Raw genomic sequence first — 20,335 nt, forward strand, 5'->3', positions numbered from 1 at the left:
GCGACGCTACGCTCGGGGCGGCGTCGGTGGCTCGATTGCGACTCGCGCGGCGACACGAAAACACCGCCTTCCGGGGAAGGCGCCGCCGATGGGCGGTGCCGCGCCCGAAAGGCGGTGTTGTGACGCCGGGTGCCGCCTAGAGGGCGGCCAGCGCGGCGTTCAGCGTCGCCGACGGGCGCATCACGGCCGAGGCCTTCGCGTCGTCGGGCTGGTAGTAGCCGCCGATGTCGACCGCGTGGCCCTGCGCCCCGTTGAGCTCGCCGGTGATGGTCTCTTCGCCGTCGCCGAGCGCCTTCGCGAGCGTCGCGAAGTCAGCGGCGAGAGCCGAGTCGTCGGTCTGCGCGGCGAGCTCGTTCGCCCAGTAGAGCGCGAGGTAGAAGTGGCTGCCGCGGTTGTCGATCGAGCCGATAGCACGTGCCGGCGACTTGTTCTCATCGAGGAAGGTGGCCGTGGCCCGGTCGAGGGTGTCGGCGAGGATCTGCGCTCGGGCATTGCCGGTCGTCGCCGCGAGGTGCTCGAAGCTGGCCGCGAGTGCGAGGAACTCGCCGAGGCTGTCCCAGCGGAGGTAGTTCTGCTGCACGAGCTGCGAGACCTGCTTCGGGGCCGAACCGCCGGCACCGGTCTCGAAGAGACCGCCGCCGTTGAGCAGAGGCACGACCGACAGCATCTTGGCCGAGGTGCCGAGCTCCATGATCGGGAACAGGTCGGTCAGGTAGTCGCGCAGCACATTGCCGGTGACCGAGATCGTGTCTTCGCCGCGACGGATGCGCTCGAGCGAGAACTTCATGGCGTCGACCGGCGACATGATCTCGATCTGCAGGCCGTCGGTGTCGTGGTCGGCGAGATAGGTCGTGACCAGCGAGGCGAGCTGGGCGTCGTGCGCGCGCGTCCGGTCGAGCCAGAAGATCGCGGGGGCTCCGGTGGCACGGGCACGAGCGACCGCGAGCTTGACCCAGTCGCGGATGACGACGTCTTTGGTCTGGCACATGCGCCAGATGTCGCCCGCCTCGACGGACTGCTCGAGGAGCACCTCGCCCGATGCGGTGGACACCGTGACGGTGCCCGCGGCGGCCAGCTGGAACGTCTTGTCGTGCGAGCCGTACTCTTCGGCGGCCTGGGCCATGAGGCCGACGTTCGGCACGGACCCCATCGTGGTCGGGTCGAAGGCGCCGTTGGCACGGCAGTCGTCGATCGTCGCCTGGTAGATGCCGGCGTAGCTCGAATCGGGGATGACCGCGAGGGTGTCGTGCTCGGCCCCGTCTGCACCCCACATGTGGCCCGACGTGCGGATCATCGCGGGCATCGACGCGTCGACGATCACGTCGCTCGGCACGTGCAGGTTGGTGATGCCCTTGTCGGAGTCGACCATGGCGAGCTCGGGGCCCGCGGTGAGGCCGGCTTCGAAAGCCGCTTTGATCTCGGCGCCGTTCGCGACCGAGTCGAGGCCGTTGAGGATCGCGCCCAGGCCGTCGTTGGGGTTGAGGCCCGCGGCGGCGAGGTCGTCGCCGTACTTCGCGAACACGTCGGCGAAGAAGACGCGGATGACCTGGCCGAAGATGATCGGGTCGGAGACCTTCATCATCGTGGCCTTGAGGTGCACCGAGAACAGAACACCCTCGTCTTCGGCGCGTTGCATCTGCTCGTGGAGGAACGTGCTGAGGGCGGCGACGTGCATGACGGTCGCGTCGAGCACCTCCCCCTCGAGCACGGGCACCGACTCACGGAGGACGCTCTTCGTGCCGTCGGCGCCGGTGAACTCGATCTTCACCGAGCCGGCGGCTGTGACGACGGCGGTCGTCTCGTTCGACCGGAAGTCGTCGTGGCCCATGGTGGCGACGTTCGTCTTCGAGTCGGCGCTCCAGGCCCCCATGCGGTGCGGGTGCTTGCGGGCGTACTGCTTGACCGAGAGCGGTGCCCGGCGGTCGGAGTTGCCCTCGCGGAGCACCGGGTTGACGGCCGACCCCTTGACCCTGTCGTAGCGCGCCCGGATGTCGCGCTGTTCGGCAGACGCGGCATCGTCGTCGCTTGACGGCTCGTCAGGATAATCGGGAAGGTCGTAGCCCTGCGAGCGGAGCTCGGCGATGGCCGCCTTCAGCTGCGGCACCGATGCCGAGATGTTGGGCAGCTTGATGATGTTGGCCCCGGGCGTCTTCGCCAGGTCGCCGAGCTCGCCGAGGGTGTCGGGAACGCGCTGCGCCTCGGAGAGCCGATCGGAGAACTGGGCGAGGATGCGGGCCGCGAGCGAGATGTCGCGCGACTCGACGTCGACGCCGGCCTTGGCCGCATACGCCTCGACGATGGGCAAGAAGGAGAAGGTCGCCAACCGGGGTGACTCGTCGGTCAAGGTGTAGATGATCGTGCTCATGCGAGTGGCGACTCCTTCGTTGGCGGCGATGCCTCGAGCTGCGGCCCAGGTGCATCGGACTGTCTCGATATCAAGATACCTCGCCGACCCATGAGCCCGCTGGCATCTCCCCCCAGACTAGTGAGTGCCTCCGACGCCGCGCGCTCAGCCCTCCACAGGTGACGACGCCACGGGCCGCCCGGTCAGACGAAGAGTCACCGCGTCGCCGAACTCGAAGCGTTCCTCGACCGAGTGCTGCACCGAAACGATGGTGTCGTCGTCGAGGCGCACAGTCGTGCGGCGGAGCGACCCGAGGAAGCTCGTCGAGGCCACCGTCCCCGAGAAGTCGCCGGGGGCAGTCGACGACGTCGGCACGAACACGATGTCCTCCGGCCGCACGAACGCGAGCACCTCGCCGTTCGGCAGGGCCGGGTCGATCGACGGCAGTCGCGAGCCGCGCACGGTGACGACCCCCGACACCAAGGGTCCGCGCATCCGGTTGCTCACCCCCACGAAGTCGGCGACGAACGGTGTTGCCGGGGTGAGGTACAGCTCCTCGGGCGTGCCGATCTGCTCGATGTCGCCGGAGCGCATCACGGCGACCCGGTCAGCGACCGCGAGGGCCTCTTCCTGGTCGTGCGTGACGAAGACGGTGGTGATGCCGAGTTCGGTCTGGATCCTTCGGATCTCTTCGCGGAGCGACACCCGCACCTTGGCGTCGAGAGCCGACAGCGGCTCGTCGAGCAGGAGCACACGCGGCCGGGTCACGAGCGCGCGGGCGAGGGCGACGCGCTGCTGCTGGCCGCCCGACATCTGGTGCGCGTACCGCTCGGAGAGGTGGTCGAGCGACACCATCTCGAGTGCCTCGCGAGCGCGGGTCGCCCGGTCCGATGCCGACACCCGGCGCATCTGCAGGCCGAATTCGACGTTCTGCTGCACGGTGAGGTGCGGAAAGAGCGAGTACTGCTGAAACACCATGCCGATGTCGCGTCGGTTGACGGGCACGCCCGCCACGTCGACCCCGTCGATCCGGATGGCGCCGGCCGTGATCTGCTCAAGGCCCGCGAGCGCGCGGAGGGCCGTCGTCTTGCCACAGCCGGAGGGGCCGAGCAGGGCGACGAACTCGCCGGGACGGATCGTCAGCGACAGCTCGTCAAGGGCGCGGACTCCCGAATACTCCTTGACGACGCCGAGGAGCTCGACGGTCGCGCCCTCGCCGAGACGCTCGAGGGTGGGGGCGGGGCTGGTGGACGTCATGAGGCACTCCGGGCGGGTGTCGGTGTCGGGAGGGGGATCCTCGGCTCCGTGCCGCGAGGGCGACGGGTCTTCTTGACGCGACCGCCGGGGCGGACAGCACCGAAGCGGCCGATGATGACGAGCAGGACGAAGGCGAACACGAGGGCGGTGAGCGCGAAGATCGTCGCCACGTACGAGTCGGTCTGGCTGATCAGCAACAGGGCCGTCTGGAACGTGTTTTGGCTGAGGAACGACGCGATCGTGTACTCGCCGAGCACGACGGCAACAGTGAGGAACACCGCCGAGATGACCCCGCGCCGCATGTTCGGCAGGATCACCCGGGCGATCGCCGTCGGCCAGGAGGCGCCGAGCGAGCGTGCCGCCTCGGTCAGCGTGACGAGGTCGAAGGCCTGGATGTTCGTGGCGATCGGCCGGTAGGCGTACGGCAGCACGATGATGCCGACCGCGAACGCGAGAGTCCAGGGCGCACTGCCGAACACGGCCGCCACCCGCTGGTAGACGGGCACGTAGCCGACTACGAGCACGATCGACGGGATCGTGATGGGCAGGATGCAGACGAACTCCAGGATCCGACGGAACCGGGGATACCGCAGCTCCACCAGCAGCATGGTCGACAGCAGCACCAGCATCACGATCGCGACGGTGATGACGCAGATCACCAGCGAGTTCTGGATGCCCTGCCAGATCGGCGAGTAGTCGGTGCCGAGGGCGGGGTCGGGATGGAAGATCGAGACGTAGTGGATGAACGAGTAGCCGCTCTTGCCCGCCAGGCGCAGCGTGAACTGGAACATCGCCGCCAGCGGCACGACGAAGACCAGCCCGACCACGATCAGGATGACGAGGCGTGCGGTGCGGCTCGGCTCGGCGCCGATGCGGGGCGCGCTCATCGCTGCCACCTCGCTGCCCGACGCTGCAGGAGCGAGTAGAAGAACATGATCACGACCATGATCACCAGCATTCCGAGGGCGAGGACGCCCGCGGAGTTCGCGACCCCGACGATCGTCTCGCTGGTGAGCTGCTGCTTGATGGCGAGCGGCACGATTCCGCCCTGGCTGAGTAGGGCCGCGGCCGTCGCGAACGACGAGAACGAGTTCGCGAAGAGGAGGAGGACGGAGCCGAAGAACGCGGGTGCGAGCACCGGCATGGCGATTTTCGTCCAGTACTGGAATCGGGTCGCGCCGAGAGTGGCCGCGGCCTCGCCCCAGGTGGCTTTGAGCCCCTCCATCGCCGGCATGAAGGTGAGCACCATGAGCGGTACCGAGAAGTAGGAATAGGGGATGATCAGGCCGGACGTCTGGTAGAGCAGCGCACCGTTCGCGTTGACGTCGAGGCCGAAGGTGTCTTTCAGCCAGAGCGTCACGACCCCCTGGAAACCGATCGTCGCGATGAACGCGAAGGCGAGCATGACGCCGCCGAACTGGGCGAGCACGCTCGAAGCGGCATCGACGACGGTGCGGAGCATGCCCTCTGCCTTCGTGCCGAGGAGCGCGAAGCAGACGAGCGCGCCGATGACGGCGCCGAGCAGGGCGCTGACGATCGAGACCAGCAGAGAGCCCTGGAACGCCTTGACGATCGTCGGATCGGTGAGAGCGGAGAGGTTCGCCAGGGTGAAGGCGCCGTCGGCGGTGAAGAAGCCGCTTGCCACCGCGATCACCGCAGGGATGCCGAGGAACAGCACGACATAGGCGGCGAACGGCGTGAAGCCGAGCCAGGCCGCACTGCGGCGTCGAGGTCGCGAGCCCCCGGTGCCGCCGCTGTCGCCCGGGGCCGGGGCGCGCCCGGCGGGGGTGCGCGGAGCGGGTGAACGCCGAGCACTCCCCGCACGCAGCTCCGACGACACGACCGATCCCACCGTGGGGGATGCCGTTTCGGGGATCGATCGTGTCGTCATGAGGTGTCTTCTCCGGTGCTAGTTGACTGCCTTGGCCCAGCCGGCGGTCAGGAGCTTGGCTGCGGCCGTGGCCTGGTCGCTGGTGAGTTGGACGAAGTCGCTGGGCGCCTCGCCGACGGTCTTCAGCGTGTCCTTGTCGACGGTGCCGGCCTTCTCCATGGCGGCGAGGGTCGCGGGGTACGCGCCGGCGGCCAGGTAGAGGTTCTGCACCTCGGGGCTGTAGAGGTACTCCTCCCAGAGGCGCGCCGCAGCGGGGTGCGGGGCGTCCTTGTTGATGGCCTGGTTGTAGTACGAGCCGAGGGCGGTACCCGGGAGCACGACCGTCTTCCAGTTCGGGTTGCCGGCGGATCCTCCGGCAGGGCCCCACGCGAGGTTGTTGTAGCTCCACTGGATCACGACGGGGGTCTCACCCGAGTTGACCGTGGCCTGGGTGGGCAGCGTCGAGTTGAAGTTGCCGTCGCCCTTCAGCTTCTTGAAGAAGTCGATGCCCGGCTGGATGTCGTCGGCCGAGCCGCCGTTGCCGAGGGCTGCGAGGTAGACGGCCGAGGCGGCCTCGTTGGCCTGCGTCGGGTCGCCCTTGATCGAGACCTTGTTCTTGTACTCCGACGAGAGCAGGTCGGTGATCGACGTCGGGGCCGTCTTGATGACGCTGGAGTCGTAGCCGACCGACATGAGGCCGGTGTAGTCGTAGTACCAGGTGCCGTCGGCGTCTTTGAAGTCGGCGGGGATGTCCGACCAGTTCGAGACCTTGTACTTGGCGAGCAGGTCGGTGTTCTCGTTGAGCACGGCCGTGCCGAGGTCGAACACGTCGGGGGCGGTCGACTGGCCCTTGAGCGACTTCGCCGCGGCGACCTCGTCAGCCGACGAGCCGTTCGGGTTCGCCGAGGTGATCTTGATGTCGGGGTACTTCTTCTCGAAGCCGGCGATGATCTTGCCGTAGTTGGCCCACGACGGGGGCAGCGTGATGACATTGAGCGCACCCTCGGCGTTGGCCGCCTTGACGAGGGCATCCATGCCGCCCAAGTCGGCGGCGCTGGTCGCGGTGGCGGCTTTCGAGTCGCTGGCGTTTCCGCCGGCGCTCGAACCCGTCGAGCAGCCGGTCAGCACGATGGCGACGGCCGCGGAGAACGCAAGCCCGGCGACGATGCGCTTCGCCGGCTTCGAGAACGATGTCTGCACTGTGTTTCCTCCAGGACGCCTGCGGTGGTCCGTGGTGCCGGACGGGGGGAATCCGCAGGTCGATCGGGGGCCATGGTTGCCGTCCCCCGTTACGGGGACACGCTGGCTCGGTGAATGGCTTGCGAACTCTCGGCGACCAACGGCTTGACCGTCGCCCTCGGGTTTTCGGCCCCACCTACGCTCGGAGGATGATCGAATTGGCAGTCTTTGACATGGCGGGAACCACCATCGACGACGGGGGCGCCGTCTACCGTGCGCTCTCGGAGGCCGTCACCGGAGCCGGCGCGACCCTCTCGGACGGCGACCTTCAGGCGTGGATGGGCACCGACAAGGTGCAGGCGATCACCGCCCTCCTCGATCTCGGCGGCATCTCCCCCACCGACGAGCTGGTCGCGAGCCGCTTCGCCGCATTCAAGGTCGCCCTCGCCGAGGCCTACCGCACCGACCCGCCGACCGCCTTCGACGGCGTGCCCGAGGCTCTCGTTTCGCTGCGCTCCCGCGGCATTCGGGTGGCCCTCTCGACCGGGTTCGATCGGCCGGTCGTCGAGGGGCTGCTGGCATCGCTCGGGTGGACGGTGGCCGAGGATCCTGCGGCTCCGATCTCGGCCTCCACCACCGTCGACGCGGTTGTGACCACCTCGGACGTCGCCGCCGGGCGCCCAGCGCCGTACCTGATCCACCACGCGATGGAGCTCACCGAGGTGCACGACGTCGCGCGCGTGCTCGCGGCCGGCGACACCCTCGTCGACCTGCAGGCCGCGCGCAATGCCGGGGTGATCTCGGTCGGCGTGCTCACCGGGTCGCTCTCGCGGGAGGCGCTCGCGGAAGGCCCGCACGACTACATCGTCGGCGGTGTGGTCGACATCCCGGCGCTGGCGGAGTGCCGGCCCGCCTGATCGGCGCAGACCCGCACGACCGGCGTAAGCACCCCGCGTAGGGCAGGTGTGGGCGCCGACCGTGCGGGTCTATGCCGCAAGCGAGGGCCTAGCCCACCTTCACCCGCAGTGTCACCACCTGGAACGGCCGCAGCTCGAGCTCGATGGCGTCATCGGCACCCCACCTTGCGGCGGCATCGCCCGAAAGCTCCCGCTCGATCAGGTCGGTGGTCCACGCCGAGACCACCGGCACGCCGAGCCCGATCGTCGCCCGCGCGCGACCGCCCTGCGCCTCGTACAGGCGCACTACCAGGTCGCCCGAGCGGTCTTCGGCGAGTTTGACCGACTCGACGAGCACCGCCGGTGACGAAACGGTGAGGATGGGGGCCACGCCGTCGGATCCTGCGCCCGAAATGGTTCGCGCCGGCAGATTCAGTCGGTAGCCGTAGGCAGCCGCGTCGAGAACGGTGTCGGCGACGGCGAGCGCGGTCCGCAGCACGTGGACGCCCTGGTCGGCCTCGGGGTCGGGGAACCGCGGGGCACGCAGCAGCGACTCGCGCACCAGCGTGGTCGTGCCGCCGTCGTCGCGGGTCGAGCGGGTGATGTCGTGGCCGTACGTCGAGCCGTTCGCCACCGCGATGCCGAAGCCGGGTTCGCCGACGTGCACCCAGCGGTGCGCAATCGTCTCGAAGCGGGCGTAATCCCACGACGTGTTGACGGCGGTCGGCCGGTTGATGTGGCCGAACTGGATCTCGGACGAGGCCTGCTCGGCCCGCACGTCGAGCGGGAACGCCAGCTTCAGCAGCTTCTCGGTCTCGTGCCAGTCGATCTCGGTCTCGAGCTGCACGGCCGCCTCGCCCTCGACGAGCCAGTAGCGCTGGGTGAACGTCGACTGTCCGTGCGTGTGCACGACCTCGACGACGTCGCCCGCGATCGAAACCGAGTCGGGGGTGTCGAGTTCGAATCGGTTGTTCTTGTAGTGGCGGTCAATGTCCCACGCATCCCACTGGTTCGGGGTGTCACGGAAGATCTGCAGGCGCGCGGCCACCTCGCCGGGGGCGACGAGCTCGCGGCCGGAGGCCAGATGACGGACCGACACCAAGGATCCGGCGGCGTCCAGTCGCACGCTCAGCAGCCCGTTGTCGAGGGTGATCCCGTCGCTCGTCTCGACCGGGCGCACGGTGCGCGCGCGTCCGTCCGCACCGGCGCCGAGCGGCGCCACCTCCCCCGCGGCCACGGGGCTCGCGTTGAAGACGAGCTCGGCGTCGCCCGACCCGGCGAGCGCGCGCTGCGCCGCTCCGATGAGCGTCTCGAGCTCCCGCGCGATGCGGGCGTAGTTCTCTTCGGCCTGCTGGTGCACCCAGGCGATCGACGAGCCGGGCAGGATGTCGTGGAACTGCTGCAGCAGCACGGTCTGCCAGATATCGGTCAGCTCGTCGTAGGGGTAGTCGAGTAGGCCACGGGTGGCGGCCGTTGCACTCCAGAGCTCGGCTTCGCGGAGCAGGTGCTCGCTGACCCGGTTGCCCTGCTTGGTGTTCGCCTGCGACGTGTAGGTGCCGCGGTGCAGTTCGAGGTACATCTCGCCCGACCAGACCGACGGGTGGGGCAGCGTCGCCTTCGCCTCGTCGAAGAACTGCTGCGGCGAGCCGATAGTCACCTTGGGCGATCCCTCGAGGTCGTGGGTGCGCTTGGCTGCGGCGAGCATCTCGCGGGTGGGCCCGCCGCCGCCGTCGCCCCAGCCGAAGAGGCCCATCGAGATGTTCGACGCGCCCTTCTCGGCGTACTGCCTCTGGGCGCGGGCCAGATCAGAGGCCGCGAGGTCGGAGTTGTAGGTGTCGCTCGGCGGGAAGTGCGTGAAGACCTGCGACCCGTCGATTCCCTCCCAGAGGAACGAGTGGTGGGGCATCCTGTTGGTGTCGTTCCAGGAGATCTTCTGCGTGAGGAAGGAGTCGGATCCTGACGCCCTGACGATCTGGGGCAGCGCGGCCGTGTAGCCGAACGAGTCGGGCAGCCAGACCTCTTTCGGCTCGTAGCCGAACTCGCGGAGGAAGAAGCCCTTGCCGTGCACGAACTGGCGCACGAGCGCCTCGCCGCCCGGCATGTTGGTGTCGCTCTCGACCCACATGCCGCCGACCGGTACGAAGCGGCCCTCGGCGACTCGCGTGCGGATGCGCTCGAACAGCTCGGGGTAGAACTGCTTCATCCAGGAGAACTGCTGGGCGCTCGAGCAGGCGAAAACGAAGTCGGGGTCGACGTCCATCAGCTGCAGCACGTTCGAGAACGTGCGAGCGCACTTGCGGACGGTCTCGCGGGTCGGCCAGAGCCAGGCCGAGTCGATGTGCGCGTGGCCGACGGCCGTGATGGCGTGCGCGCTGGCGTAGGCCGGCGAGGCGAGGACCGCCTCGAGTGCCGCTCGGCCTCGGCCCGCGGTGGAGGCGACGTCGTCGGGGTCGACCACGTCGCAGACCCTCTCGAGCGCCCGCAGGATCTCGGCGCGACGCGGCAGAGTGGGCTCGAGCTCGCGCATCAGACCGAGCAGGCTCCACACGTCGCGCTCCAGCTCGTACACGTCGACGTCGCGTTCGACGAGGTCGATCTGCCGCAGCGTGTAGATCGACTCGGTGCCGGCGGTCGCCTTGTCGCCGAGGGGCGTCGGAATGTAGAAGAAGTTGCCGCCGACATCGGGGTTCGATGCCGCCTCGATGTAGAAGTCGAGACGGTCGCCCGGAGCGACGTCGATCGGCACGTAGCCGTTGTAGGGCTCGATCGCCTTGACGATGGTTCCGTCCGGGCGAAAGACGAGGCCCTCCGCCTGGAAGCCGGGCTGCCGCGTGCTGAACCCCAGGTCGACGAGGAGTTCGAGAGCCGTTCCAGCGCTGCCCCACCCCGCGGGCACCTCGCCGGTCACGTGGAACCAGGTGGTCCCCCACGGCTTGCTCCACGGGGTGCCGACAGCGAAGGGCGTGAATTCCTGCGCCACCGCCTCGGCGAACGGCACGGGTTCGTCGGGGACGTCCCACGCCTCGACGGTGAGGTGATGGGATCGGCGATACAGGGCCGGGATGAGCCGCTCTAAGACGAAACGGTCGACGCGGACTTCGACGGAGGCAGAGTTGTCGTGCATGGGGTGGTGCTCCTTGCAGAATTCGCGGCCGCCCGAGGGGCGACGCGAGGGCGAGAGGTGGAACGGGATCGAGGGGTTCTGCCTACCGGCCTACCCCTTCACGGCACCGGCCAGTGCGTTCGAGCCGCCGAGCACGCGCGAGATGAAGACGTACAGGGCGATCACCGGCACCGAGTAGACGAGCGAGAAGGCGGCGAGCTGCCCGTAGGCGACGGAGCCGTATTGCCCGAAGAAGTTGAAGATGCTCACGGCCGCCGGCTGGTTGCCCGGGCTCAGTAGCAGGATGAAGGGAACAAAGAAGTTTCCCCAGGCCTGGATGAACACGAAGATGAAGACGACCGCGATGCCCGGTCGCATCAGCGGCACGACCACCCGGGTCAGGGTGGTGAACATCGAGGCGCCGTCGGTCCAGGCGGCCTCCTCGAGTGAGATCGGCACGGAGTCCATGAAGTTCTTCGACATCCAGATCGCCATCGGCAGGCTGGAGGCGGCGAGGAAGAACACGGTGCCGGCCACGGAGTCGATCAGGTTGAGCGACACGAACAGGCTGTAGACCGGCACCATGATCGCGGTGATCGGCAGGCAGGTGCCGAACAGGATCCCGTACAGGAACGGCTTGTTGATCCGCATCCGGTAGCGCGACAGCGGGTACGCCGCGAGGATCGCCACGACGACCGTCACGATCGCGCACCCGCCCGACAGGATGAGGCTGTTCATCAGGGGAATGAACGAGATGTCGGGCGTCAGCACCTTCTGGAAGTTCTCCATGGTGAACTCGGTCGGGATCTTCACCGACAGCGTCGCCGAGGAGTCGAACGAGGCCAGCACGAGCCAGACGAGTGGCACGGCGAAGCAGACGGCGATGATGACGAGCACGCCGTTCGAGACGAACCGCAGGTTGCGGCCGCTGGGAGAGGTCATGGCCAAGGTCAGTCGACCTCCGGCTTGAGGGCCCGGATGTAGACGATCGAGAAGATCGCGCCGATGAGCAGCATGATCGTCGCGATCGCGGTTCCGAAGCCGAGTTGCGAGAACTTGAACGCCTCCTGGTAGGCGAGGATCGGCAGGGTCGAGCTGTTGGTGCCGGGCCCGCCTCCCGTCATCACGAAGATGAGGGTAAAGACCGACAGGGTCTGCAGCGTCGTCAGCATCAGGTTGGTCGAGATGCTGCGTCGGATCACGGGCAGCGTGATGTAGATGAGGCGCTTGAACCCGCCCGCTCCGTCGACCTCGGCCGACTCGGTGATCTCGGGCGGCACCTCTTGCACGGCCGCCGCGTAGACCAGCATCGAGAAGGCCGTGCCGCGCCAGATGTTCGCCAGGATCACGGCGATCATCGGGAACGTGTAGAGCCAGTTCGCGCCCTCGATGCCGAACCACGCGAGCACCGTGTTGAGCGTGCCCGTCTGGTTGAAGAACGCGTACGCGGCGAATGCGGCGACGATCTCGGGCAGCACCCAGGCCGCGACGACGAACGTGCCGACGAGCGAGCGGACGACGGGGTTCGCCGAACGCATCAGGAGGGCGAGGCCGAGCCCCAGGACGTTCTGGCCGATGACTGCCGACGCGAACAGGAACACCAGGGTCAGCACGATCGACTTGGGGAAGTCGGGCGAGTTGAAGAGCTTGACGTAGTTGTCGAGCCCGATGAACGACGACTTCTGCGCCGCGGCCCCGGTGAGCGAGGCGTTGGTCAACGAACCGTAGAACGACGAGACGATGGGCCCGAGCAGGAACAGCGCCAGGAGCACCATCGACGGCACGAGGGGAATCGTGCGGCCGACGGTGCGGATGTTCCGCGCTCGCGCCGACCCCGGCCGGGGCCCTTGCGACGAGGTGCCGCTCGAGCCCCGACCTCCGGTCGGGTCAGTGTCTTTGCCGAGAGGGGTCGGCGCGATCGTTGCCATCAGCCCTACTTCGAGACCGTCTTGTCGGCGCCGACGATGCCGGTGAGGGCTGTGTCGTAAGCCTTCGCCGCTTCTTCGGGCGTCTGCTGGCCCGTCATCACCGCCTCCATCGCCACGGTGATCTGGTTCGAGATCTGGCTGTAGTCGGTGGTCGCGGGTCGGAAGTGCGTGTCTTTCACGAGCGACGAAAAGAACTTGAAGCTCGGGTTCGAGTCGGCGTAGTCGGGGTCGGTCGCGACGTCGCTGCGCACCGCGATCTGGCTGGCGGCGATGTCGTACGACATCGAGCCGTCTTTATCGAGTGCGTCGGCGATGAAGTCGAACGCCTTGTCGGGGTTCTTGCTGGTCGCGCCGACCGCGAGGGTCCAGCCGCCCGACATGCTGTTCACGCCGGGAGCCTCGCCGTTCTGGGTCGGCATTCCGACCTGGCCCATGACCTTGCTCCACTCGGGCCACGGGTTCGTGCCGGTCGAGAGCCAGGTGCCACTGAGCCACGAGCCGTCGAGGTCGATGGCGAGCTTGCCCTTGGGAAGCCAGTCGCCGCCGACGACGGTCGAGATGTTGGTGTCGAGGGCCTGCTCGGGTGTCGGGCCCACTCCGCCCTGGTAGACGTCTTTGATGAAGCCGAGCGAATCGGTGAAGTTCGACGACCCGGTGATCCACTTCTTCGACGCGTCGTCGTAGAGGGTGCCGTTCGGGGTGCCGTAGAGCAGCATCTCGAAGCCCTGCATGGTCGAGCCCTCGCCCTGCGGCTTGCCCGAGTAGACGTTAAGCGGCACGACGTCGGGCAGCTTCGACTTGATCGTCTTGGCCGCACTCAGTACGTCGTCCCAGTTCTTGGGCTCCCACGGCACGGTCAGACCGGCCTTCTTGAAGAGGTCTTTGTTGTACCAGAGGGCCCTGGTGTCGGTGCCCATCGGGATCCCGTAGGTCTTGCCGTCGGTGCCGACGCCCGCCTCTTTGGCGTTGTCGTAGAACTTGCTCCAATCGGCCCACTTGGCGGTGTATTTGTCGAGGGACAGCAGGTAGCCGGCCTCGGCGTCGGCCTTCACCTTGAACGTGTCTTCGTAGATGACGTCGGGGGCCGTCGAGGGCGCGCGCTCCATCAGGGCGAGCTTCGTGTAGTAGTCGTCGTTCTGGGCGGCGATCGGCTCGAGCTGCACCGTCATGCCGGGGTTGGCCTTCTCGAACGTCTTCTTCACCTCTTTGAGGTGGGCGTCGAGTTGCGTGAACGTGCCGAACTTCTGGTACGCGATCTTGATCGTGTTCGAATCGCCACCGCCGCCGGCGCTGCACCCGGTCGCGACCAAAGCTGTGGTCATGACGGTGGCCGCGATGGCGAGGATGCGGGCGGCTCGCCGCCCCCTGCGAGAAGTGGTGGTGCCGGTGCTGCTCATCATGGTGCTCCCTTGCTCCATAAGACGCCGTCTCGGCAACTCCGCCGATCCGCTCGGCATTACTCAATCGTCTTTACTAACCTCTGTCAAGACTCATTTTCGTAACGCTCCAGTCGGGATCCTGCGTTCGCTGGTGCCGTCGCCGCTCGTGCAAATTCGAAAGAGAAACCGCCGCCGGGCGACAAGAAATCAAGGATCCGTCGGGGTCACCCACGCGGATCTCCTTCGAATTCGACACCGTGCCGCGAGCCGCGAGCGGGTCAGACCGAGATCAGCATCCCCGACGGCCGCGGCGAGAACGCATGGTCGAGCACCAGGCACGCAGCGCCGACAGCGGCGACGTCTTCGCCGATCGCCGAGCCGACGAACCCGAGCCTGCGCCGTGGGATGAGAGCGGCCGACTGCTCCACCGCCTCCGGAAGCACCTCGAGCACGACATCGCCGATCTCGTCCCAGAACGGGCCGCCGAAGACGAGCTCGTCGAGGTCGAGCAAATTGACCAGCACGACGATCGCCCGGGCGAGGTGCAGCCCGGCCCCGTGGAGGATGCGCCGGGCGGAGTCACGCTGGTCGGAGGACGGCGTCGCCTGGGCATCGGCCGGGCCGGATCCTTCGATTTCGGTCACGTCGACGGGAGCACCGCCCGCGATGGCCGCGAGCCGGTGGAAGGCCCCGCTGACCGACTCCATATCGGCGCCGTCGTCGAGCGCCGGAAGCAGTCCCGCGTCGACCGCCTGACACACCAGCGCGCGCGGCGTGATGAGGTCGCCCACGCAGCCGGCCCGCCCGCAGACGCAGATCGCCCCCGCGGGATCGACCGTGATGTGCCCCGCGTCGCCGGCATTCGAGCTCGAGCCCCGGACCACTTCGCGGCCGACGACGAGCCCGGTGCCGAACCCGGTGCCGTAGTAGACGAACGCGAAATTGGCGCGCTCGGAGGCCGTCGAGAACCAGAGCTCGGCGACCGCGGCAGCCGTGACGTCTTTCTCGAGCAGCACCGGCAACCCCGTCGCTTCGCTGAGTGCTGCCCGAAGCGGCACATGACGCCAGAGCGGCAGCATCGGCGGGTCGAGGACGATGCCCTGCTCCGCATCGATGGGGCCGGGCGAGGCGATTCCGACACCGATCACGAGCCGAGGATCCACGCCCGAGTCGCCGATCAACCGGTCGATCGAGCGCGCCATCAGGTCGATCAGCTGAACGGGCTCCGATGCGGAGGGCGTGCGGGTGCGGGAGTGCGACACGACGGCCCCGCGCAGATCGAGGACGACGTAGGTGATGACGGCCGGGTCGATATGGACGCCGACCGCGTAGCTGCCGCGAGCTTCGAGCTGCAGGATGGTGCGCGGCTTGCCCGGGCCGTTGACGATCTTGCCCGTCTCGCGCACGAGGCCCGCCTCGAGGAGGCGCCTCGACACGTTTCCGATCGTCTGGGCGCTGAGCCCCGTCTGCACGGCCAGCTCGACCCGGCTCAGCCCCTCGGATGCGCGCCGGATCGCGTCGAGCACGACGGCCTGGTTGTAGCCGCCGATCGCCGGGAGGTTCGTGCCGGTTCGCATGGCGTCGAGAGTAGCGGTCATCCGGCTGACAAGGGGTTCTCCACAAGGGCCGAAGGGATCCTGTTGCACCCCGGAGCCGCACGCTAGCCTGGGCACATGAGTGACCTCCGCCTCGAAGAGCTGTCGGCCAAGACCATCGTCGCGGCCAATACCCTGACCCTCAAGCCGGGCCAAGAGCAGTACGTGGCGCCCGTGTCGCACTCCATCGCCGAGGCCTACGTCAACCCGACGTCGGCGTGGCCACGAGTCGTGCTCGACGGCGACGAGGTGGTCGGCTTCATCATGGGGCAGTTCGACCCCGACAACGATCACGAAGAGCTCCGCAGCTGTATCTGGCGCATCAACGTGTCGGCCGACGCGCAGGGCCAGGGGGTGGGCCGCTTCGCCGTGCACTCGCTGGCCACCGAGGCGCGCAACCGGGGCTTCGAGCGACTCACCGTCATCTACGAGCCCGGCGACGACGGCCCCGAGAGCTTCTTCACGCACGTCGGCTTCGAAGTGATCGGCGAGACCCCCTACGGCGAGCACCTGGCCGCGCTGACCATCGCGCCGTCGCCCCACGACGACGAGGCCTGAGCCCCGACGACGCCTGAGCCGCAGCGTTCCATGCGCTCTTCCGAGCCCGGCGCCGACCTCGCGAGTCCGGCAGACGCCGACGATTGGGTCTCCCGCGTTGTCGCCGTCGTCGAGTCCATTCCCGCCGGGTGCGCGCTCAGCTACGGCGGGGTCGCGGCCCTGCTCGGCTCCCGCTCCTCACGCGGCGTCGGCAAGGTGATGGCGCAGGCCGGCCACGATCTGCCGTGGTGGCGGGTGATCCGCGCGTCGGGTCATCCACCCGAAGGCCACGAGCAGCGCGCCCTCGAGATGTACCGCGTCGAGGGCACGCCGCTCCGGTGGAGCCGCACGGGCACCTGGCGCGTCGATCTCAGCGCTGCCGAGTGGCGCCCCTGAGCCACGAGCGCTCGTGGCACCATGTTTCGGGCCAAGCACCGCCGAAAGACGGTGCCCTGCCCGAAACGTGGTGTCGGCGCTCAGACCAGCGACTCCCGCCACGCCGCGTGCAACTGCGCGAACCGGCCCGTCCCGGCGATGAGGTCATCGGGCGTGCCGTCTTCGACGATGCGTCCGTACTCCATCACGAGCACCCGGTCGGCGATCGCGACCGTCGAGAGCCGGTGCGCGATGATCAGCGCTGTCCGGTCGCTCAGCAGCGTCTGCAGCGCCTCCTGCACGAGCCGCTCCGACGGGATGTCGAGCGACGCCGTCGCCTCGTCGAGAATCAGCACCGCCGGGTCGGCGATGAACGCCCGCGCGAACGAGAGCAGCTGACGCTGACCCGCTGAGACACGACCGCCGCGCTTGTTCACGTCGGTGTCGTAGCCGTCCGGCAGCGCCATGATGAACTCGTGCGCGCCGACCGCCCGCGCGGACCGCTCGATCTCCTCACGCGTCGCGTCGGGCTTGCCGAGCGCGATGTTGTCGGCGACGGATCCCGAGAAGAGATACGCCTCCTGGGTGACCATGACGATCGCCCGGCGCAGGTCTTTCGGGTGCAGGTTGCGCAGGTCGACGCCGTCGAGTCGAATGCTGCCGCGCGAGGGGTCGTAGAAGCGGGCGATCAGCTTCGCGAGCGTCGACTTGCCGGCGCCGGTCGATCCCACGAGCGCGATGGTCTGGCCGGCCGGCACGTGCAGGTCGAATTCGGGGAGCACGACCGCATCGCTGTTGTACGCGAACTCGACGTCGTCGAAGTCGACGGCGCCCTTCGCGTCGTAGAGGTCGGTCGGGCGCACCGGATCGGGCACACTCGGCTCCTCCTCGAGCACGCCCGAGATCTTCTCGAGCGCGGCCGACGCCGACTGGTAGCCGTTGTAGAACATGGCCAGCTCTTCGGCCGGATCGAAGAAGCGTTTCGCGTAGAGGGCGACGGCCAGCAGCGCGCCGATCTCGAGCGAACCGTCGATGACGCGGAACCCGCCGAACAGTACGACCGCGGCGAGGGTCGCGTTGCCGATCATCACGAGGCCGGGGTCGAACGTTCCGAACAGGCGGAAGACCTTCGCGTTGGCCTGCCGGTAGCTCTCGACGTACTCGCCGTAGGTGTCTTCGTTGCGCTTCTCCTTGCGGAACGCCTGCACGGCGCGAATGCCCGTCATCGTCTCGACGAAGTGCACGATCACGCGCGCACTGGTCGTGCGGGTGGCACGGAACAGTCGCTGCGACCGCACCTGGAACCACCGGGTGAAGGCGAACAGCGGGATCAGCGCCACCCCGAGGATCAATCCCGACGGAGCATCGAGGCTGACGAGCGCGACGGCCGTGAAGACCATGTACAGCAGACCCTGCACCAGCTGGTTGATACCCGAGTCGAACAGCTCGCGGATCGAATCGAGGTCGCTCGTCTGGCGCGAGATGATGCGGCCCGACGTGTAGCTCTCGTGGAACTCCAGGCTGAGTCGCTGCGTGTGCAAGAAGAGCCGCTTGCGCAGGTCGAACAGCACACTCTGGCTGATCCGGGCGAAGAGCACCGTGTACTGCGCCATCATGACGGCGCCGATGATGCCGGTCGCGAGGTACAGGCCGACCACGACGAAGGTCGGAGCCCAGTTCTGATCGTCCAGCAGCGCCGGCAGCGCGTTGTCGATGCCGTACGCGATGAGGGTGGGCCCGGCGACCTGGGCAGCGGTCGAGAGCACCACGATGATCGCGGTGACGAGGATCCTGCGCTTCAAAGGGGACAACAAGGATCCGAGAAGACGCCGCGAACGCAACTGCAGTCGCCTGCTCTCGTCGCGCGTGAAGTCGTTGCGCTCTTCGCCCTTGACGCCCTGGGTGCTTGCAGTGGTGCTCACGCCAGCACGTCCTCTCGGGTGGTCCGATCGTCGTCGTCGAGCGACGAGATCACATAGCGGTAGTGGTCGTTGGTGGCGATCAGGTCGGAGTGTCGACCGACCGCGGTGACGCGTCCGTTTTCGAGGAGCGCCACGCGATCCGCGAGGTTCACGGTCGACGGGCGGTGCGCCACGATCAGCGACGTCGTCTCGGAGAGGACCCTCCGGAGCCCCGCCTCGACGCGGGCCTCGGTGTCGACGTCGAGCGCCGACAGCGGGTCGTCGAGCACCAGCACCGACGGCCGCGCCGCGATGGCTCGGGCCAGGGCGAGCCGCTGGCGCTGGCCTCCCGAGAGGCTGAGCCCCTCTTCGCCGACGGTCGTGTCGACACCCTCGGGCAGATCGTGCACGAACCCGGCCTGAGCGATGTCGAGGGCCTCGCGCATCACGCGATCGGCCTCGTCGCCCGACAGGTCGGGTCGTCCGAGCAGCACGTTGTCGCGCACCGTGGTGCTGAACAGGGTCGCGTCTTCGAAGGCCATGCCGATGTGGCGGCGGAGCTCTTCGCGCGTCAGATCGCGCACGTCGACACCGTCGAGCAGCACTTCGCCGCCGGTGACGTCGTACAGGCGCGGCACCAGAGCCAGGAGCGTGGTCTTGCCGGATCCTGTGAGCCCGACCAGGGCCATCGTCTCACCCGGCTGCAGCTCGAGATCGACGCCGTCGACGAGGTCGGCGAACTGCGCCGGGCTGTCTTGGTACCGGAAGTGCGTCGCCCGGAACTCGAGGTGACCGCGGGGGTTCGTGATGGTCTTCGGCTCGACCGGGTCGGTCACCGTGTTGACACTGTCGAGCACCTCGAAGAAGCGATCGACGGCAGTGCGCGTGTCGAAGGTCATCGACAGGAGGAACCCGATCGACTCGACCGGAAAGCGCAGCACGGTCGCCGTAGCGAAGAACGCGAAGAGCTCGCCGACCGTCAACTGCCCCTCGGACGCCAGCCAGATGCCCGCCAGCAGACACAGCGCGAACGCCACGTCGGGCACGAGCAGCAGCCAGAGCCACAGTTGTGCGATCGCCTTCGACTTCTCGATCTCGGTGCCGCGCAGCTCTTCGGCACGCTTCGCGAAGTCGCGCAGCGAATGCTTGCCGCGACCGAACGCCTTGAGCACCCGAATGCCGTGCACCGATTCTTCGACGCTCGTCGCCAGGTCGCCGACCTGGTCTTGGCTCCGCCGCGCGATGACCGAGTAGCGGTTCTCGAACCGCAGACCGACGACCCAGATCGGAATCGACGCGACCACGAAGATCAAGCCGAGCAGCCAGCTGTAGAAGAACAGCACCACGAAGCCGACGACGATCGTCAAGAAGTTGACGATCAGCAGAACGATTCCGAACGCGAGCCACCGGCGGATGAGGCTGAGGTCGCTGACCGAACGGCTGAGCAGCTGGCCGCTCTGCCACCGGTCGTGGAAGGCCACGGGCAGGTCTTGCAGCTTTTTGTAGAGGCCGTTGCGCATGCTCGTCTCGACGTGCGTGCTCGGCGTGAGCACCAGCCAGCGCCGGCCCATGATCATGACCGCCTCGACGACGCCGAGCCCGAGGACGATCCAGAACGCCGGCCACACCTGCCGCGAATCGCCGCTCGACAGCGGTCCGTCGACGAGCTGCTGGAGCACGAACGGGATCAGCAGGGCGACGACGGAGGCCAGGAGCGCGGCCACCATGCCGAGGACGATGCGAGGGAAGGCGGGCTTGACGAAGGGATAGAGGCGCTTGAGCGTGCCGAACGTCGAGAGGCGGTCGGCCGTGTCGGTGCTCGTGGTGTTGCCGGTGTTCGTGTTCGTGTTCGTGTTCGTGTTCGTGGGAGGGGGATGCTGAGACATGAAGGATCCAAGTCGTGGGGCAGGGTCGACGCGGCGATCCTGAAAGTTGCGATGTGGTGGGCGTGACCGTGAAGGAGGTCACGTG

15 protein-coding genes are annotated in these 20,335 nt (G+C 67.9%); 3 read left to right on the forward strand and 12 right to left on the reverse strand.

What is annotated here, in order from left to right; all coding sequences use genetic code 11:
- Nucleotides 1-136 precede the first annotated feature (136 nt).
- The 5 genes from ITJ49_RS01435 to ITJ49_RS01455 all read right to left on the reverse strand — a co-directional run bounded on the left by ITJ49_RS01435 (nt 137) and on the right by ITJ49_RS01455 (nt 6,671).
- On the reverse strand, nt 137-2,365 hold the full coding sequence (locus tag ITJ49_RS01435; RefSeq protein ID WP_194600576.1) for an NADP-dependent isocitrate dehydrogenase: 2,229 nt from the start codon (nt 2,363-2,365) through the stop codon (nt 137-139).
- Nucleotides 2,366-2,509: 144 nt separating this feature from the next.
- Complete coding sequence (locus tag ITJ49_RS01440; protein WP_194600579.1) at nt 2,510-3,601, reverse strand: ABC transporter ATP-binding protein; 1,092 nt, start codon at nt 3,599-3,601, stop codon at nt 2,510-2,512.
- Nucleotides 3,598-4,488 carry an ABC transporter permease gene (locus ITJ49_RS01445; RefSeq protein WP_194600580.1) on the reverse strand — a complete coding sequence of 297 codons (891 nt, stop codon included), beginning with the start codon at nt 4,486-4,488 and terminating at the stop codon, nt 3,598-3,600. Before ITJ49_RS01445 ends, ITJ49_RS01440 begins: the two co-directional genes overlap by 4 nt.
- Nucleotides 4,485-5,492, reverse strand: a complete 1,008-nt coding sequence (locus ITJ49_RS01450) for an ABC transporter permease subunit (RefSeq protein ID WP_194600582.1) — start codon at nt 5,490-5,492, stop codon at nt 4,485-4,487. The genes ITJ49_RS01445 and ITJ49_RS01450 overlap by 4 nt, the downstream gene beginning before the upstream one ends.
- An 18-nt stretch (nt 5,493-5,510) precedes the next feature.
- Nucleotides 5,511-6,671 carry an extracellular solute-binding protein gene (locus ITJ49_RS01455; RefSeq protein WP_194600585.1) on the reverse strand — a complete coding sequence of 387 codons (1,161 nt, stop codon included), beginning with the start codon at nt 6,669-6,671 and terminating at the stop codon, nt 5,511-5,513.
- A 188-nt stretch (nt 6,672-6,859) separates the two neighbouring features.
- Here ITJ49_RS01455 and ITJ49_RS01460 point away from each other — a divergent pair, with 188 nt between their 5' ends.
- Nucleotides 6,860-7,567 carry a phosphonatase-like hydrolase gene (locus ITJ49_RS01460; RefSeq protein ID WP_194600587.1) on the forward strand — a complete coding sequence of 236 codons (708 nt, stop codon included), beginning with the start codon at nt 6,860-6,862 and terminating at the stop codon, nt 7,565-7,567.
- Between the two features lie 88 nt (nt 7,568-7,655).
- Here ITJ49_RS01460 and ITJ49_RS01465 read toward each other — a convergent pair whose 3' ends face one another.
- From ITJ49_RS01465 to ITJ49_RS01485, 5 genes are all read right to left on the reverse strand, one after another.
- Nucleotides 7,656-10,670 (reverse strand): glycoside hydrolase family 38 C-terminal domain-containing protein, encoded by a 3,015-nt coding sequence (locus tag ITJ49_RS01465; protein ID WP_194600589.1) that lies wholly within the window; start codon nt 10,668-10,670, stop codon nt 7,656-7,658.
- 90 nt (nt 10,671-10,760) lie between these two features.
- Complete coding sequence (locus tag ITJ49_RS01470) at nt 10,761-11,591, reverse strand: carbohydrate ABC transporter permease (RefSeq protein WP_194600593.1); 831 nt, start codon at nt 11,589-11,591, stop codon at nt 10,761-10,763.
- 8 nt (nt 11,592-11,599) lie between these two features.
- Nucleotides 11,600-12,577 (reverse strand): carbohydrate ABC transporter permease, encoded by a 978-nt coding sequence (locus ITJ49_RS01475; RefSeq protein ID WP_194600596.1) that lies wholly within the window; start codon nt 12,575-12,577, stop codon nt 11,600-11,602.
- Between the two features lie 5 nt (nt 12,578-12,582).
- Nucleotides 12,583-13,974 carry an extracellular solute-binding protein gene (locus ITJ49_RS01480; RefSeq protein ID WP_370544350.1) on the reverse strand — a complete coding sequence of 464 codons (1,392 nt, stop codon included), beginning with the start codon at nt 13,972-13,974 and terminating at the stop codon, nt 12,583-12,585.
- 260 nt (nt 13,975-14,234) lie between these two features.
- Nucleotides 14,235-15,533 carry an ROK family transcriptional regulator gene (locus ITJ49_RS01485; protein WP_194600602.1) on the reverse strand — a complete coding sequence of 433 codons (1,299 nt, stop codon included), beginning with the start codon at nt 15,531-15,533 and terminating at the stop codon, nt 14,235-14,237.
- 96 nt (nt 15,534-15,629) lie between these two features.
- On the opposite strand from ITJ49_RS01485, the gene ITJ49_RS01490 reads away from it, so the two are divergent.
- Entirely contained in the window at nt 15,630-16,109 is a 480-nt protein-coding gene (locus ITJ49_RS01490; protein WP_055965141.1) for an N-acetyltransferase, read from the forward strand.
- A gap of 30 nt (nt 16,110-16,139) precedes the next feature.
- A complete protein-coding gene (locus ITJ49_RS01495) occupies nt 16,140-16,484 on the forward strand; it encodes an MGMT family protein (RefSeq protein WP_194600605.1) in 345 nt (114 codons plus the stop codon).
- Nucleotides 16,485-16,564: 80 nt separating this feature from the next.
- Here ITJ49_RS01495 and ITJ49_RS01500 read toward each other — a convergent pair whose 3' ends face one another.
- Together ITJ49_RS01500 and ITJ49_RS01505 are read right to left on the reverse strand one after the other, a co-directional pair.
- Nucleotides 16,565-18,385, reverse strand: a complete 1,821-nt coding sequence (locus ITJ49_RS01500; protein ID WP_194600608.1) for an ABC transporter ATP-binding protein — start codon at nt 18,383-18,385, stop codon at nt 16,565-16,567.
- Nucleotides 18,382-20,250: an ABC transporter ATP-binding protein gene (locus tag ITJ49_RS01505; protein WP_194600611.1), complete on the reverse strand. Its 1,869-nt coding sequence runs from the start codon at nt 20,248-20,250 to the stop codon at nt 18,382-18,384. Before ITJ49_RS01505 ends, ITJ49_RS01500 begins: the two co-directional genes overlap by 4 nt.
- Nucleotides 20,251-20,335: the final 85 nt, after the last annotated feature.

It is taken from the genome of Frondihabitans sp. VKM Ac-2883 (assembly GCF_015350875.1).
GTDB lineage: Bacteria > Actinomycetota > Actinomycetes > Actinomycetales > Microbacteriaceae > Frondihabitans.